Origin of the sequence: Actinoallomurus bryophytorum (assembly GCF_006716425.1) — a bacterium.
In the GTDB taxonomy this organism is placed as follows: Bacteria; Actinomycetota; Actinomycetes; order Streptosporangiales; family Streptosporangiaceae; genus Actinoallomurus; species Actinoallomurus bryophytorum.
On sequence record NZ_VFOZ01000001.1, the window covers coordinates 4,685,053 to 4,697,976 of the forward strand.

General features: G+C 70.1%; 12 protein-coding genes and 11 tRNA genes. 17 read left to right on the top strand and 6 right to left on the bottom strand.

Annotated features, from left to right (window positions below):
• Window positions 1–236: 236 nt before the first annotated feature.
• The 3 genes from FB559_RS22190 to FB559_RS22200 form a co-directional block, all read right to left on the bottom strand.
• Window positions 237–3,461 (bottom strand): NACHT domain-containing protein, encoded by a 3,225-nt coding sequence (locus FB559_RS22190; RefSeq protein WP_141957426.1) that lies wholly within the window; start codon window positions 3,459–3,461, stop codon window positions 237–239.
• Window positions 3,462–3,583: 122 nt separating this feature from the next.
• Entirely contained in the window at window positions 3,584–4,423 is an 840-nt protein-coding gene (locus FB559_RS22195; RefSeq protein ID WP_141961852.1) for a class I SAM-dependent methyltransferase, read from the bottom strand.
• 85 nt (window positions 4,424–4,508) lie between these two features.
• Complete coding sequence (locus tag FB559_RS22200; protein WP_141957427.1) at window positions 4,509–5,120, bottom strand: nucleoside/nucleotide kinase family protein; 612 nt, start codon at window positions 5,118–5,120, stop codon at window positions 4,509–4,511.
• An 86-nt stretch (window positions 5,121–5,206) separates the two neighbouring features.
• Here FB559_RS22200 and FB559_RS22205 point away from each other — a divergent pair, with 86 nt between their 5' ends.
• Complete coding sequence (locus tag FB559_RS22205; protein ID WP_141957428.1) at window positions 5,207–5,587, top strand: VOC family protein; 381 nt, start codon at window positions 5,207–5,209, stop codon at window positions 5,585–5,587.
• Here the strand turns inward: FB559_RS22205 and FB559_RS22210 are convergent.
• Window positions 5,584–6,039 carry a YkvA family protein gene (locus tag FB559_RS22210; RefSeq protein WP_141957429.1) on the bottom strand — a complete coding sequence of 152 codons (456 nt, stop codon included), beginning with the start codon at window positions 6,037–6,039 and terminating at the stop codon, window positions 5,584–5,586. The genes FB559_RS22205 and FB559_RS22210 overlap by 4 nt on opposite strands.
• A gap of 170 nt (window positions 6,040–6,209) precedes the next feature.
• Here FB559_RS22210 and FB559_RS22215 point away from each other — a divergent pair, with 170 nt between their 5' ends.
• From FB559_RS22215 to FB559_RS46265, 3 genes are all read left to right on the top strand, one after another.
• A complete protein-coding gene (locus tag FB559_RS22215; RefSeq protein ID WP_141957430.1) occupies window positions 6,210–7,412 on the top strand; it encodes a cysteine desulfurase-like protein in 1,203 nt (400 codons plus the stop codon).
• Between the two features lie 59 nt (window positions 7,413–7,471).
• A complete protein-coding gene (locus FB559_RS22220) occupies window positions 7,472–8,674 on the top strand; it encodes a dipeptidase (protein ID WP_141957431.1) in 1,203 nt (400 codons plus the stop codon).
• A 152-nt stretch (window positions 8,675–8,826) separates the two neighbouring features.
• Window positions 8,827–8,961: a hypothetical protein gene (locus FB559_RS46265; protein ID WP_281286280.1), complete on the top strand. Its 135-nt coding sequence runs from the start codon at window positions 8,827–8,829 to the stop codon at window positions 8,959–8,961.
• A 56-nt stretch (window positions 8,962–9,017) separates the two neighbouring features.
• Here the strand turns inward: FB559_RS46265 and FB559_RS22225 are convergent, their stop codons facing one another.
• Complete coding sequence (locus tag FB559_RS22225; protein ID WP_141957432.1) at window positions 9,018–9,197, bottom strand: hypothetical protein; 180 nt, start codon at window positions 9,195–9,197, stop codon at window positions 9,018–9,020.
• 222 nt (window positions 9,198–9,419) lie between these two features.
• Between FB559_RS22225 and FB559_RS44040 the strand changes: the two genes are divergently transcribed.
• The 13 genes from FB559_RS44040 to FB559_RS22280 all read left to right on the top strand — a co-directional run bounded on the left by FB559_RS44040 (window position 9,420) and on the right by FB559_RS22280 (window position 11,802).
• Window positions 9,420–9,491 (top strand) — tRNA-Trp (locus tag FB559_RS44040).
• 85 nt (window positions 9,492–9,576) lie between these two features.
• A tRNA-Arg gene (locus tag FB559_RS22230) sits at window positions 9,577–9,649 on the top strand.
• 6 nt (window positions 9,650–9,655) lie between these two features.
• A tRNA-Gln gene (locus tag FB559_RS22235) sits at window positions 9,656–9,727 on the top strand.
• 77 nt (window positions 9,728–9,804) lie between these two features.
• Window positions 9,805–9,877: transfer RNA gene (locus tag FB559_RS22240), tRNA-Leu, on the top strand.
• A 10-nt stretch (window positions 9,878–9,887) separates the two neighbouring features.
• Window positions 9,888–9,960 (top strand) — tRNA-Leu (locus tag FB559_RS22245).
• 15 nt (window positions 9,961–9,975) lie between these two features.
• A tRNA-Glu gene (locus FB559_RS22250) sits at window positions 9,976–10,047 on the top strand.
• A 5-nt stretch (window positions 10,048–10,052) separates the two neighbouring features.
• A tRNA-Met gene (locus FB559_RS22255) sits at window positions 10,053–10,128 on the top strand.
• Between the two features lie 4 nt (window positions 10,129–10,132).
• Window positions 10,133–10,203, top strand: a tRNA-Asn gene (locus FB559_RS22260).
• An 11-nt stretch (window positions 10,204–10,214) separates the two neighbouring features.
• A tRNA-Arg gene (locus FB559_RS22265) sits at window positions 10,215–10,287 on the top strand.
• A 25-nt stretch (window positions 10,288–10,312) separates the two neighbouring features.
• Window positions 10,313–10,386 (top strand) — tRNA-His (locus FB559_RS22270).
• A gap of 3 nt (window positions 10,387–10,389) precedes the next feature.
• A tRNA-Tyr gene (locus FB559_RS44045) sits at window positions 10,390–10,471 on the top strand.
• 285 nt (window positions 10,472–10,756) lie between these two features.
• The gene (locus FB559_RS22275; RefSeq protein ID WP_221640126.1) at window positions 10,757–11,233 is read left to right on the top strand and encodes a hypothetical protein; all 477 of its coding nucleotides are present in this window, start codon (window positions 10,757–10,759) and stop codon (window positions 11,231–11,233) included.
• Window positions 11,230–11,802: a YkgJ family cysteine cluster protein gene (locus FB559_RS22280; RefSeq protein WP_185792342.1), complete on the top strand. Its 573-nt coding sequence runs from the start codon at window positions 11,230–11,232 to the stop codon at window positions 11,800–11,802. Before FB559_RS22275 ends, FB559_RS22280 begins: the two co-directional genes overlap by 4 nt.
• Window positions 11,803–11,823: 21 nt before the next feature.
• On the opposite strand, the gene FB559_RS22285 is transcribed toward FB559_RS22280, so the two are convergent.
• Window positions 11,824–12,804, bottom strand: coding sequence for a sigma-70 family RNA polymerase sigma factor (locus FB559_RS22285; RefSeq protein ID WP_141957435.1), 981 nt, complete (start codon window positions 12,802–12,804; stop codon window positions 11,824–11,826).
• Between the last annotated feature and the right edge of the window lie 120 nt (window positions 12,805–12,924).

Below are 12,924 nucleotides of genomic sequence, written 5' to 3' on the forward strand. Positions count from 1 at the left end.
TGTTCCCGCTGGACAATGAGAGTGGGATGGCACCCCCGGGCGGGTGGGCTCCAGGTGGGTGGGCTCCAGGTGGGTGGGCTCCAGACGGGTGGGGCCCAGGCCTGACGGGGCCCAGGCCTGACGGGGCCCAGGCCTAACGGGCCCAAGACCGGACGCGGCCCAAGACCGGGTGGGGCCCAAGACCGGGTGGGGCCCAAGACCGGGTGGGGCCCAGACCGAGGACTTCGAGGCAGGCCCTATGAGTCCGGCGGGCGGCGTCTGCCGTACGCGGCCGTGCGCAGGGCGGCGGTGATGCGGTCCAGGTCGGCGTCCGGCCACTTCTGGTGCAGCGACCGGACCAGCGCGATGAGCATTCCCCTCCCGCCGATGCCGGGGCTGGTCTTGCCGGAGTTCCTGGCCCACAGGTCGTTCACGACGTCCATGTAGGCCTCCGACGGCGGAACGCGGCTCACCTCGCGCAGCAGGTCGACGGTCGTCGCGATGGGGAGCGTGCGTGCGTCGTCGCGCAGCCGCAGCAGGACCTGCTTTTCCAGGCCGGGGAACTCCTCCAGCACCTCGAGGCACGGAGCGTAGCGTTGGGCGCGCTCCCACGCGGGCGTGTCCCCGCTGTAGTCCAGCAGAGAGAGGAGGTAGGCGGGCAGGACCGCGCCGTCCTCGCCCTGACGCCAGCGGACCTGGTCGCCCATCGCACGGAAGTACGGGACGGCCTGGAGCAGCAGCATCCCCATGCGCCAGTTGGGCAGGAACGCCATCTTGCGGATCACGAACCCGAGCTCGGTGCCGGCCGGGGTGCTCAGGTCGAACGACTCCGCCGGGTCGTGGGAGAGGAGCACGTCATAGTCGGTGAGCTCCAGCCGCGCGGTGTGCGGGGAGATGACGAAGGCGTCCAGCAGGCGTGCCGGCGAGCCGTCCTCGCGTGTCAACGTGACGTCGACGGTCGCTTCGTCCCGGCTCGCCCGTACGCGCAGGGTGTTGACCAGGCCGTTCCACTCCGAGGCCGTCAGCTGTGACTTCCATAGGTGGCTGTGCTCGATCCAGCGCTCGACGGCGGCGCCCGTGCCGCGGAACATCGTGCGGACGTCGAGCCCGCCCTTGCCGGACAGCAGGACGAGCAGCACCGTGAGGTTGGCGGAGTAGGCGGCCAGGCGCCGGGTGAGCGTGTGCCGCGCCGGTTCGTACGCCGGGTAGGACCGGCTCGGATGGGGGTACAGCGCGCCGTCGAGGATCTCCAGCAGGAGCTCGCGGTAGCTCTCGCGCGCCGTGTCGGGCAGCCCGCCGAAGATCGCCGCGAGGAAGTCGACGACGGGCACGCGTTCGGCGACGCAGGCGAACGACAGGATCGAGTGCAGGAACCCGTCGTCGAGCCGCCCGCCGGCGGTGGACCGGCTGCGGACCAGGTCGTGCACGGCCACCAGGTCGGCCAGCGCGCGGTTGGTCAGCCACGCGACCAGGAACTCCCCGAAGGTCGTGTGCAGGAACTCGTACGTGCGGGTCCGATGGCCACGCGCGTGCGCCTCGGAGCGGTGGATGAAGAAGAACCGGCCGATGGCCCGCTGCGCGAGGCTGAGGGCGGCCTCGTCGGCGTCCGGCTCGGCACCGTTCGGCTCGGGTCGCAGGAGCGCCAGGTCGCGGTCCAGCTCGCTGTCGCTGACGCTCTGGCGGCCACGGGCGAACATCGCCAGCGCCACCGCCGCCAGCCGGTCCAGCTCGGTCTCGGCGAGCTTGCGCTGCGCGCTCAGCGACAGGGACTGGTTGCCGGGGTACTTCCGGATCTCCCGTAGCGCGAAGTCCATCAGCAGCGCCTCGTACAGCTCGGCCTGTCCGAGGCTGGCATCCCCGTTGAGCAGGGCGTTCTCGGTGGCATCGAAGACGGCGAGCATGAGGAGGAGCAGGGGCTGGCGTGCCAGCTCCCGGTGGGACAGCGCGGCCTCGGCGGTCAGCGGGAGCAGCCCTCGGCTCTTGAGGATGTCGGCGTTGTGGCGCCTCCAGACGTCGAGCCACTGACGCACCTGGTCGTCGCTGAAGGGCTGGAGCTGAAGCGCGATGCTTCCCGCCGGGTAACGCACCCGGTCGGCCACGACCGTGCGGCTCGTCACGATGACGACGACGGGACGGCCGAGGGCGAGCTGGCGGCGCTGGAAGTCGCGTACCTGCTCGAGGTAGTCATAGCGGTTGACGCCGGCGGCCTGCAGCAGCTCGTCGAACCCGTCCAGCATCACCACCGGCAGCGCGCCGGGAGCCGCGTCGAGCAGGTCGTGGAAGGCCGCACGCTCGCCGGCCTGGCGGAAGATCGCCTGTTCGATCTGCTCCTGGATCAGCGACTCGGCCTCGACGTCGCGCAGCTCGACCCGGATCGGCAGGAAGTCCTGCTCCGGGAGGCGCGCGGCGAGGACCTCGGTCAGCTTGGACTTGCCCGACCCCGGCTCGCCGAGCACGACGAGCGGTGCCTGCACGGCACGCGGCAGCGTGAGGAACCCGGCCAGGAACGTCTCGACGTACGGGATCGGCTCCTGGGCGGCCCACCACTCCTGTCCGGACGGAGCGTCACCCGGACGTACCTCGGCCGCCTTGCAGCGCGGGCTGACGTACGCCTCGCCGAGCGTGGGCAGCGCGACCCACTCCGGCGCGTGCCCGGTGGCGACGACCGGGTCGGCGAGCGCGGCGCGATATGTGCGGATCAGATGGCTGCGCGGCCGGTCGCCCGGACGCTCACCGGCCATCTCGCTCAGCAGCCGCCCCACCTCCGACAGCCCGGCGCTCAGCCCGGCCGCCTCGGTGAAGCTCGCCCAGACCTCGAACTCGCGGTTGTCGGTGGCGAGCCGGCGGAACGCGTCGTCGTACGTGGTGAGCGCCTGCGGCGGCATCTTGCGGACCGTGTCCAGCGCGCGGGTGCGCTCGCGCCCCGCGAGGGACTCCCACGCCGGGGCGGCGCGGATCAGCGTCGCGAGGCGGCGTGACATGAGCTCGTAGACCGCCTCGATCGCCTCGCGCGTACGTGCGTAGGGCACGTGCGGCTCGGGCATCGGCAGCCGGTCGGTCAGCAGACCGTCGATCAGGTCGACGTACCCCTTCGGCGGGCTGCCGCCGTGTGTGAGGCGCTCGCCCGCCGTCGCGGCGAGGCGTTCGGGGGTGAGCGGCAGGCTCGTACGGTCCAGGGTCTCGAAGTAGGAGGACACGACGAGCACCGCGTGCGCCGCGGCGAGCCGCTGCGTGCGGTCGTACCGCGACAGGCCGTTGCGGCGCTCGGAGACCCGGCGCACCGACTCGTGGCCGAACCTGACCACCTCGTCCTTGAGGTCGAAGAGGTTCATGGGGGCCGACGGGTCGGCCCCCATGGTCCAGGCCGTCGCGGCCCACGTCGCCAGCCCCGCCGACATCACGCCGTCGAGGAGGCCGATGAGCCGGCTCTGGCGATCGCCAAGAATTTTCAGTGCGTCGACGTAGGTCAACGACTCGGACACGTCGGCTCCGCGGGCGTTCGGGGGAAGTCGGGGCGTGTTCATCATCGCCCATTTATGTGCCCGCGGGACAGCGGACCGTACGGGGGCCTCCGTACGGTCCGGGCGTCACCGCGATGTGCGCCTTATCCGCGTACGGCGGCGCGGGCGAGCATGGACAGGCGGGCGGGGCGCAGGCCGTCCGTGCGTTCCCACAGGACCGGGGGGACCGCGTCGAGCTGGCTCAGCTGTTCGACCACGTCGAAGCCGTGCTCCCCGAGCAGCGTGGCCATCTCCGGCGGGCTGAAGTAGCTCAGCCACGGCTCGCCGCGCTCGGCCGCGACCGGTGCGACGAGGGCGACGTACTCGTCGCCCGCGGCGTCTCGCAGGCCCGCGGGGAGCATGTAGTCGAGCACGAGCTCGGTGCCGGGCGCGAACCCGCCGACCACCGTGAGCGTCTCGCCGACGGCCTCGGGGGTGAGGTACATGACCACGCCGAGCCAGCTCACGAGCGCGGGCCGCGTGCGGTCGAAGCCGTTCTCGGCCAGGCCGTCCGCCGGCGACTCGTGTTCGAGGTCGACCGGGACGTACGTGACGGTGTCCGGGACCGTCGTGCCCGAGTCGGCGAGCAGTTTCCGTTTCCACTGCTGGGTCGCGGGGTGGTCGACCTCGAAGACGCGTACCCCGCCGCCCGACCGGTACGCGAAGGTGTCGAGTCCCGCGCCGAGGATCACGTACTGGGTCACACCGTCCGCGAGCAGGTCCTCGGTGTAGCGGCTGCGGGTGGCGGCCGCGGCCCGCGCGCCGGAGAGTACGGGATGGGTGCCGTGGAGGCGGTGGTAGGACACGAACTCCTCGGCACGGTCGCCCAGGAGCGTGTACGCGAGGGTGTCGGCGAAGATGGGCGGCGCCTCGTCGACGATCAGATGGGCCGCGCGTGCGGCGGCGGCGAGCATGGCGGTCTCGCTGGGGTTTCCGTCATTCATCACGACAGAAAAATCTACCTTGCCTTTTCCCTATCATATCACAATTAAGAATTTTATATAAGGGGAATGCAATAACAATTGCGGGTCACTCGACAACGGCGGGACGGTCCGGGTGGTCTACGCGTATGACGAGGTCGGCGACCCGATCCTCTTCGTACCGCGCGTACGCGGGAAGTGTCCAGCGGTCCTCGGCAGGGGTGTTACGCGCGAGCGCTCCCGGCGACAGCCACAAGTGCGCCGAAAGGTCGAATGGCAGCCCGCGGCCGAGCAGAAGGGCGCCGTCCAGGAGGAGCACCCCGCCGGGCGGCAGCGTGACGTACGAAGCCCGTACGGCACGGTCGGTCACGCTGTCCCGGAGAGCGGGCAGCACCCGGCCCGAGCCGCCCGGCCCGAGCGGGCCGAGGACCTCACGTACCAGCGCCGCGGAGTCCAGCCATTCGTCGTAGAACACGTCCGGGTCCGTGCGGCCGCGCTCGAAGCGCAGCGACGCGGGCCGCAGGAAGTCCACGGCCGACACGCGTACGACCTCGCGGCCGCGAAGCCGCAGCGGACCGGTCAGGGCGTCGGCCAGGTCTCCGGGCCGGGCCGGCGGCGCGCCGTCGATGACCACCCGCAGCCGTTCCGCCCCGGCGGCCGACGCGATGCGGTCGGCCAGCTCCTCGACGAGCAGGGAGGGGGAGATCGGCCGTATGCGCACCCCGACATCCTGCCCGTGGACGGGAGCGGGGGGCACGCCTGGGTACAACCTGGGAGGAGACAGCACCGTGCCAGGGGGGAGCACCGATGTCGATCCAGCTGAACCACACCATCGTCGCGGCACGTGACAAGGTGGCCGCCGCGGAGTTCGTGGCCGGCATCCTGGGGCTGAAGGTCAGCCCTCCGTTCGGCCCGTTCCTGCCGGTCGAGACCGCGAACGGCGTCACGCTGGACTTCATGGACGCCGGCGCGAACCGGGTCGTACCCCAGCACTACGCGTTCCTGGTGTCGGAAGAGGAGTTCGACGAGATCTTCGCGCGCATCCAGGAGGCCGGCATCCCCTACTACGCCGACCCCGCCCACCATGAGGCCGGAGAGATCAACCACCTCGACGGCGGCCGCGGCGCGTACTTCGACGACCCGGACGGCCACAAACTGGAGATCATCACCCGGCCCTACGGCGGCTAGCGCTTCGGCGGAGGCACCTGCCGTGGCGGCTGCGGCTGGGGCACCTGAGGCGATCGCTGCGGCTGGGCACGCTTGCGCGACATCTCCTGGCCGATCGCGAACAGCAGCCAGCCGAACGCCCCCGCGTCGTCGACCACGCCCACCGGCAGCAGGAAGTCGGGGATGAAGTCGATCGGCGACACGATGTAGACCACCGCGATGATCATCGCGATGATCTTGCCTTTGCTGGTGCGGTAGACGCGGTCCTGGGCGTTCGCCACCAGCCGCCCCGACCGGCCGCGACCGCGCCCACGGCCGCGTCTCATGCGGAGCAGGCCCGCGATGAGGATGACGGAGCCGAGGGCCATGGTGATGACGCCGATCGTGTTGACGCCGACGTCCCCGACGTGGCCGTGGACGGCGAACGTCAGGATCGCGCCGGCGAACAACGCCAGAACGCCGGGCAAGACCATCTGATCCTCCGTGGTGCTCGGGGCTCCACCGTGCTCGAAGCTCCACGCGAGTATGACCCGAACCGCCGATTTCATTCGCATCGGAGGACCCGGCTTTCCTTCGGCGGCGGGTACGAGAGAGGCTGACCGTACGGGTGCTTTCTCATGCTTTGGGCGAGAACGGAGTGGACATGGCTTTGGACCTGGTATCGATTCGCGCGGCCTACCCTGCGCTACGCGACGGCTACGCCTATCTGGACGGTGCGGCGGGTACGCAGGTTCCGGAGTCGGTGATCGAGGCGATCTCGGCCGTCTACCGCGGCGGTATCGGCAACGAGGGGGGAGCGTTCCCGGCCAGTGACCGGTCCGCCGCGATCGTCGCGGCCGGCCGCCAGGCCTTCGCCGACCTGGTCGGCGGCGACCCTCGCGGCGTCGTCGTCGGACCCAACATGACCACGCTGACCTACCGCTTCGCCTACACGCTGTCCCGTACCTGGCGGCCCGGCGACGAGATCGTGCTGTCCCGCCTGGACCACGACGCGAACGTACGGCCGTGGGTACAGGCGGCCGAACGGGCCGGTGCCACCGTCCGGTGGGCCGAGGTCGACCTGCCCGCGGGTGAGCTGCCGGCCGAACAGTACGACGCGCTGCTGAGCGACCGGACGCGCCTGGTCGCGGTGACCGCCGCGAGCAACGTGCTCGGCACGATGCCCGACGTCGCGGCGATCACGAAGCGGGCACACGAGGCCGGCGCGCTCGCCTACGTCGACGGCGTGCACGCCACTCCGCACACCCCGATCGACATCGCCTCGCTCGGCGCCGACTTCTACGCCACGAGCGCGTACAAGTGGTCCGGCCCGCACCTCGGTACGGTCGTGGCCGCGCCGGAGCTGCTCGAGACGCTCCAGCCCGACAAGCTGGCGTCCGCGCCGTCGGACGTGCCGGTGCGTTTCGAGACGGGTACCGCGGCCTTCGCCGACCTCGCGGGAGTGGCCGCCGCCGTCGACCACCTCGCCGGGCTCGACCCGGACGCCCAGGGCGATCGCCGGCAGCGCCTCCTGGCCTCGATGAGCGCGGTCGAGGCGCACGAGCAGGCCGAGCTGGCCCATCTGCTCGAGGGCCTGGCCGCGCTCCCCGGCGTACGGCTGATCGGGGCGCCCCGGCGCCGTACCGCGACGGCGTACTTCACCGTCGACGGGTACACGCCGCGCGCCGTGGCGGAGCACCTCGCCTCCCGGAAGGTGAACGTCTGGAGCGGGCACAACTACGCCTGGGAGCTCACCGCCGCTCTGGGCATCCGCGACCACGGCGGCGCCGTACGCGCGGGGCTCGTGCACTACAACGACCGGTCCGACGTCGAGCGGCTGCTGACCGCCGTATCAGAATTGGTCTAGGGCGTACCCGCCGGACAGCCCTGGCCCCAGCCGTTTCCGTCAGTGAGGACAGCACACCGATGACGTACACCGCCGACCCCGAAGCTCTGGACCGCGCCCGCGCGCTGCTCGCCGGCCACCCCGTGGTGGACGGGCACAACGATCTCCCGTGGGCGCTGCGGATGGAGGCCGGGTACGACCTCGACCGGTTCGACATCGCGACCGACCAGACCGGACGCCTGCACACCGACCTGGCACGCCTGCGCGCCGGTGGCGTCGGCGCGCAGTTCTGGTCGGTGTACGTGCCGTCCTCGCTGCAGGGCGACAGCGCGGTCAGCGCGACGCTGGAGCAGATCGACTGCGTACACGCGCTGGCGGCGCGCTACTCGGGCGACCTGCGTCTCGCGCTGACCGCCGACGACATGGAGGCGTCGTGGGCCGACGGCCGGATCGCGTCCCTGATCGGTGCCGAGGGCGGCCACTCCATCGCGAGCTCGCTGGCGACGCTGCGCGGCCTGTACGCGCTGGGCGTCCGCTACATGACGCTCACCCACAACGACAACGTGCCGTGGGCGGACTCCGCCACCGACGAGCCGGCCGCGAACGGCCTCACCCGCTTCGGCGAGGAGGTCGTACGCGAGATGAACCGGCTGGGCATGCTGGTCGACCTGTCACACGTCGCCGCCGACACCATGCGGGACGCGCTGCGCGTCACCCGCGCGCCGGTGATCTTCTCGCACTCGTCCTCACGCGCCGTCTGTGACCATCCGCGCAACATCCCGGATGACGTGCTGTCCCTGCTGCCGGCCAACGGCGGCCTGGCGATGGCGACGTTCGTGCCGAAGTTCGTCCTGCCCGAGGCCATCGAGTGGAGCCGGGCGGCCGACGCCAACATGCGAGCCAACGGCCTGGACCACCTGGACACCTCGCCGGAGGCGATGAAGGTGCACCAGGCGTTCGAGGCCGACAACCCCCGGCCGGTGGCGACCCCCGCGACGGTCGCGGACCACCTCGACCACATGCGCGAGGTGGCCGGCATCGACCACATCGGCATCGGCGGCGACTTCGACGGCACCGCGTTCACACCGGACGGTCTCGACGACGTCTCCACCTACCCGAACCTCATCGCGGAGCTGTTCGGCCGCGGCTGGACCGAGGCCGAGCTGGCCAAGCTCACGTGGGGCAACGCGGTACGCGTGCTGCGGTCCGCCGAGGACGCGGCACGCGAGCTGAGCCGCACCGAGAAGCCGTCCATCGCGACGCTCGAGCAACTGGACGGATAGGAGCGGCTTCTCCGATACACGGTGCCGTGTCGCAGAGCGTGTTCGAGATCTGGTTCGCGACCGGATGACGGTCGTGGCTTGAGCGGGCGCCCCTCGAAGACGAGTGTCGCCGGGGACACCCAGAAGCTGAAGCGCTTCTCTGGTGGGAGCGGATGGACCCAGCGGACGATGTAGTCGAGGTCGAGCAGCAGGCGTGGCAGAACGGCATCGGTGTGCTGCACGTACAGGCCGTGTGGGCCGCCATCACCACCATGTCTCGATGCCCTTGGCCCGCGGTCATCCGGTAACCCGCCCCGGACCTCGAACCCTGGAACACATCCACTGAGACCAGTTCAATACGCTCTCAGTCTTCGCCGTGACAGAGGCGCAGCTCGCGGCGTGCCTGCCGGCGCCCGCAGCGGCGCTCTTCGCGCCGGAAGTCCTGCCACTCACGGCCCCCACTGACCCTACCGCGGACGAACAGGTAGTAGTCGACGCTACGCGAGCCGCAGGTGACGGGGAACCCGTTCGGCCGCCGGCGCATCCCATTCGTGTACGCCGGTTAAATACGTTGCTCTCGGCGGGATGGGCCATAGAATGGAAGCAAGAGATCGGGCAAGGAGGGGATCGCACGTGAATACCGCACTATGGCATCTGTCGCAGCGCATGCGATATGAGCTGCGTGCTGTCCTCGCGGAGACCTCCGGGTAAGGCATACCGCCTGATCGGAGGCCGCCTGAGGACAACGTCCCAGGCGGCTTTTCTTATGGGTGAGCCAGCGGATAGGCGACCGGTTTCCAAGTCCGGCGGAATGCGGGTTCGACTCCTGCCGCCCATGCATTGCCTTCTCGTTTCGGCGATGGCACGTGAATTGACAACTCAACAGCGCGCTGATTACGCGCGGCCTTCGTGTGCCGCGCCCTGCCTCTGTAGCTCAGTGGAGAGAGCGCCCGCTTGCGGAGCGGGAGGCCCCAGGTTCGAGTCCTGGCGGAGGTGCTGCGTTCCCGGGTCGTCCAGTCGGAAGGACACGTGATTCTGGATCACGAGAGCGAGGTTCGAATCCTTGCCTGGGAGCTCCGCCGCCGCACACGGCTTGTGACCCCGCCCTCGTAAGGCGGGCGGCCCGGGTCGGCACCGGGTGGCGGCTTTGAACGCTCGTAGCCCAATCGGCAGAGGCACCGGCCCGAGGAGCCGGAGGTGCGGGTTCGAGTCCCGCCGAGCGTACGGATTTCTTGCCGCCATAGCCCAACTGGTAGAGGTGTCGCGCTCAGAACGCGAAGGTCAAGGTTCGAATCCTTGTGGCGGTACTACGTGCAGGTCATGGCCCCTTCGACTACGGGTTAGGTTCCGGGGTTCTCAACTCCGGGGAGCGGGTTCGAGTCCCGCAGGGGCTACGCGAAGCGCAGTGGGGGAGCTCGGCCGTCCCCGTCGGTTTCATACGCCGAAGATCGTGGGTTCGAATCCCACCTGCGCCACTGGTCCGGTGTCATCCAACGGCAGGATGCGCGGTTGTTACCCGCGTAATGCTGGTTCGAGTCCAGCCGCCGGAGCGTGTTCTCCCGCCCTCGTAGCTCAGTGGACAGAGCGCCCGCCTCCGAAGCGGGAGGCCGCCGGTTCGACTCCGGCTGAGGGTACAGCGGCCCCCCGACGGGACGCCGTGGTGTTCATGGTGCAACGGCAGCACACCGGGTTGTGGTCCCGGAGATGGTGGGTTCGATTCCCCCTGATCACCCTGAGCATGGGCCTGGTCACCGGTGAGACCAAGCGGCTGTAAACCGCCCGCTTCGCGCTGTGCAGGTTCGACTCCTGCCCCATGCACGTACCGCGGCTCACCGGACCGAGCACCCGGCTGCGAACCGGGGGACTCCCACGGGAAAGGTTCTCCGCTGTGCGTGCTGGAGTGAACCGTCAGACGTTCGGCTCCGTATGCCGAAAGGGGGCAGGTGTGCAGCACCCCACGGCGAAGGGAGCCAGGCGTTGATATCGGACAGGTCGCCGAGCGCGCGTGCCCAGTGGCAGGCCTGCCGGGCGAAGACCCGCTGTGCGCGTGGTGCCCGGTTTGTGACTGGGGCGGACATCGTCCGGATCTCTCGTGCGCTTGCCTTGGAACCATGGCATTTCACGCAGACCGCGCCCGCCGTGGCCGGCGACCCCACGGGAATCGTCCTCGACAAGGGTCGGCGCCGGGTCTTCCTCAAGCTTGCCAACGCCACTCACGGGTGCGTCTTTTCGGTCCGTACTCCCAGCGGCGTCAGCTGCTGCGGCCTTGGAGACATCGCACCGATCTCTTGCCGGATCTTCCCGGCCGACACGAAGGACGGCGCCCCGGTGATACGTCCCGAGCCCGGAGATGACGGCCGGGAGTGGAAGCTGGAGGATCTGGACCAGGAGGCGCTGACCGAAGCCCTGCGCACCTGGTCGGCCGACCGCGACCAGTGGTTCGAGATCGTGGCGCGGTGGAACGCGCTGGCGGCCGAGTCCGGCTCGGAGTCCGACATCGAGGACTTCCAGCGCTATCTGCTCGAGGCGGTGACGGCCCGCACGGCCGGCGCCGCGTGGCCAGAGGAGGCGACGGCGTGAACGGCAGTGGTGCCAATGTCGCCGGCTGTGCCGACTGCGGTGGCAAATGCTGCCGCTCGTACGTCGTCGGGGTGACCGCCAGGGATGTCCGGGTGCTCGCAGACGGAGCCGCCATGGATCCGGGCGACTTCGTCAGGCTGATCGACACCGACAAGGAGGGCTTCCGCCTTCGGGCGGGCGGGCCCGCGAAGAAACTCTGCCTGCAGCGCATACCGGAGACCGGCGCCTGCGTGCTCCTCATGGAGATCGCTTCCGGCAAGGCCCGGTGCGGTGTTTACGCCCACCGTCCGCTGGTGTGCAGCAACTTCCCCACGAGCCTTGAGAACGGCGGGGTGACGATCCGGAAGAACATGGCCTGCGGCCCCGACTCCTGGAACCTCGCCACGATGGACCTTCCCGCCTACCGTCGCGACCTCATCCGTGACGAAGAGGCACGGGCCGAACACCGAAAGATCATGCGGGCGTGGAACAAGCGCGTCGATGCCTCCAGCCGCGAAGCGACGCCCGAGGATCTTTACGAATATCTGATGAACCCCCCGCTCGAAGCGGAGCAAGGTCACAAAGACTGAACCGCGGCGCCGTACGAGGAGTCAAAGGTGCGGCGGCAGTCCGAACAGGGAGAACAGGCCTCCGGTCTCGATGAAGTAGTGGAGTCCCGTGATCCGGTCGCCGGTCAGCTCGAGGACGTGCACCGAGAAGGGCTCGAACCGGCCGCCCGGGCCGCTGGGGCGGTATTGCCCGAACGCGGGGGAGGAGTTCGCCGCGATCGGGACCAGGCGTGAGCCCTCGCACTCGATGCCGGGTCCGCTCCACCACGCGCGCATGCGTTCGGGGCCGCGCATCCACAGGTCGTACGGCGGCATCGACTGGGTCGCCTCCTCGTGCAGCAGCGACACCAGGGAGTCCAGGTCGTACCGCTCGAACGCGTCGACGTAGCGCGTGACCAGCTCGCGTTGCGTGTCGTCCATCGGCCGGACCGGGTCGGAGTCGCTGACGCCGCGCTCGCCGAGCGTGGAACGGGCTCGCTGGAGCGCGCTGTTGACCGACGCGGAGGTGGTGCCGAGCAGCTCGGCGACCTCTTTGGCCGTCCAGCGCAGCACCTCCCTCAGGATCAGCACCGCCCGCTGCCGGGGCGGCAGGTGCTGCAGCGCGGCGACGAACGCGAGGCGGACCGTCTCACGGGACACGGCCTGCTCGGCCGGGTCACCGCCGGCCGCCGCCAGGACACTGGAGTCGGGGACCGGCCCGACCCACGTGGTCTCGGCGAGCGGCGGGCCGAGCGGGGAGTCGGGGGCCCAGGCGGGACCCAGGTCGATCGGGCGCGCACGGCGCTGCCGCCCCTTGAGCAGGTCGAAGCACACGTTGGTGGCGATGTGGTAGAGCCAGGACCGCAGCGCGGCGCGCCCTTCGAAGCGATGGAGGCCGCGCCACGCGCGTACGAGCGTCTCCTGTACGGCGTCCTCGGCCTCGAAGGCCGACCCGAGCATCCGGTAGCAGTAGCCGGTCAGCTCGACCCGGTGCTGCTCCAGCTCCTCGAACCGGTGTGATGTGCCGCTCACGGTCTCGCTCATCTGGGCACCATCTCCGTCGATTCGGCGAGCCTGGCCGGGGACCGACCATGCTAGGCGCCGACGCTGACAGAACGCCGACACCGCCGTTGACATGGAACGCCGCGATCCGGAGGATCCAAA

Bases quoted from the DNA above. Each gene is read 5' to 3' on its own strand.
- FB559_RS22205 (WP_141957428.1), top strand. From the start codon at position 5,207: ATGTCGATCCAGCTGAACCACACCATCGTCGCGGCACGTGACAAGGTG.
- FB559_RS22210 (WP_141957429.1), bottom strand. From the start codon at position 6,039: ATGGTCTTGCCCGGCGTTCTGGCGTTGTTCGCCGGCGCGATCCTGACG.
- FB559_RS22195 (WP_141961852.1), bottom strand. From the start codon at position 4,423: ATGAATGACGGAAACCCCAGCGAGACCGCCATGCTCGCCGCCGCCGCA.
- FB559_RS22225 (WP_141957432.1), bottom strand. From the start codon at position 9,197: ATGCGCCGGCGGCCGAACGGGTTCCCCGTCACCTGCGGCTCGCGTAGC.
- FB559_RS46265 (WP_281286280.1), top strand. From the start codon at position 8,827: ATGGACCCAGCGGACGATGTAGTCGAGGTCGAGCAGCAGGCGTGGCAG.
- FB559_RS22215 (WP_141957430.1), top strand. From the start codon at position 6,210: ATGGCTTTGGACCTGGTATCGATTCGCGCGGCCTACCCTGCGCTACGC.
- FB559_RS22220 (WP_141957431.1), top strand. From the start codon at position 7,472: ATGACGTACACCGCCGACCCCGAAGCTCTGGACCGCGCCCGCGCGCTG.
- FB559_RS22285 (WP_141957435.1), bottom strand. From the start codon at position 12,804: ATGAGCGAGACCGTGAGCGGCACATCACACCGGTTCGAGGAGCTGGAG.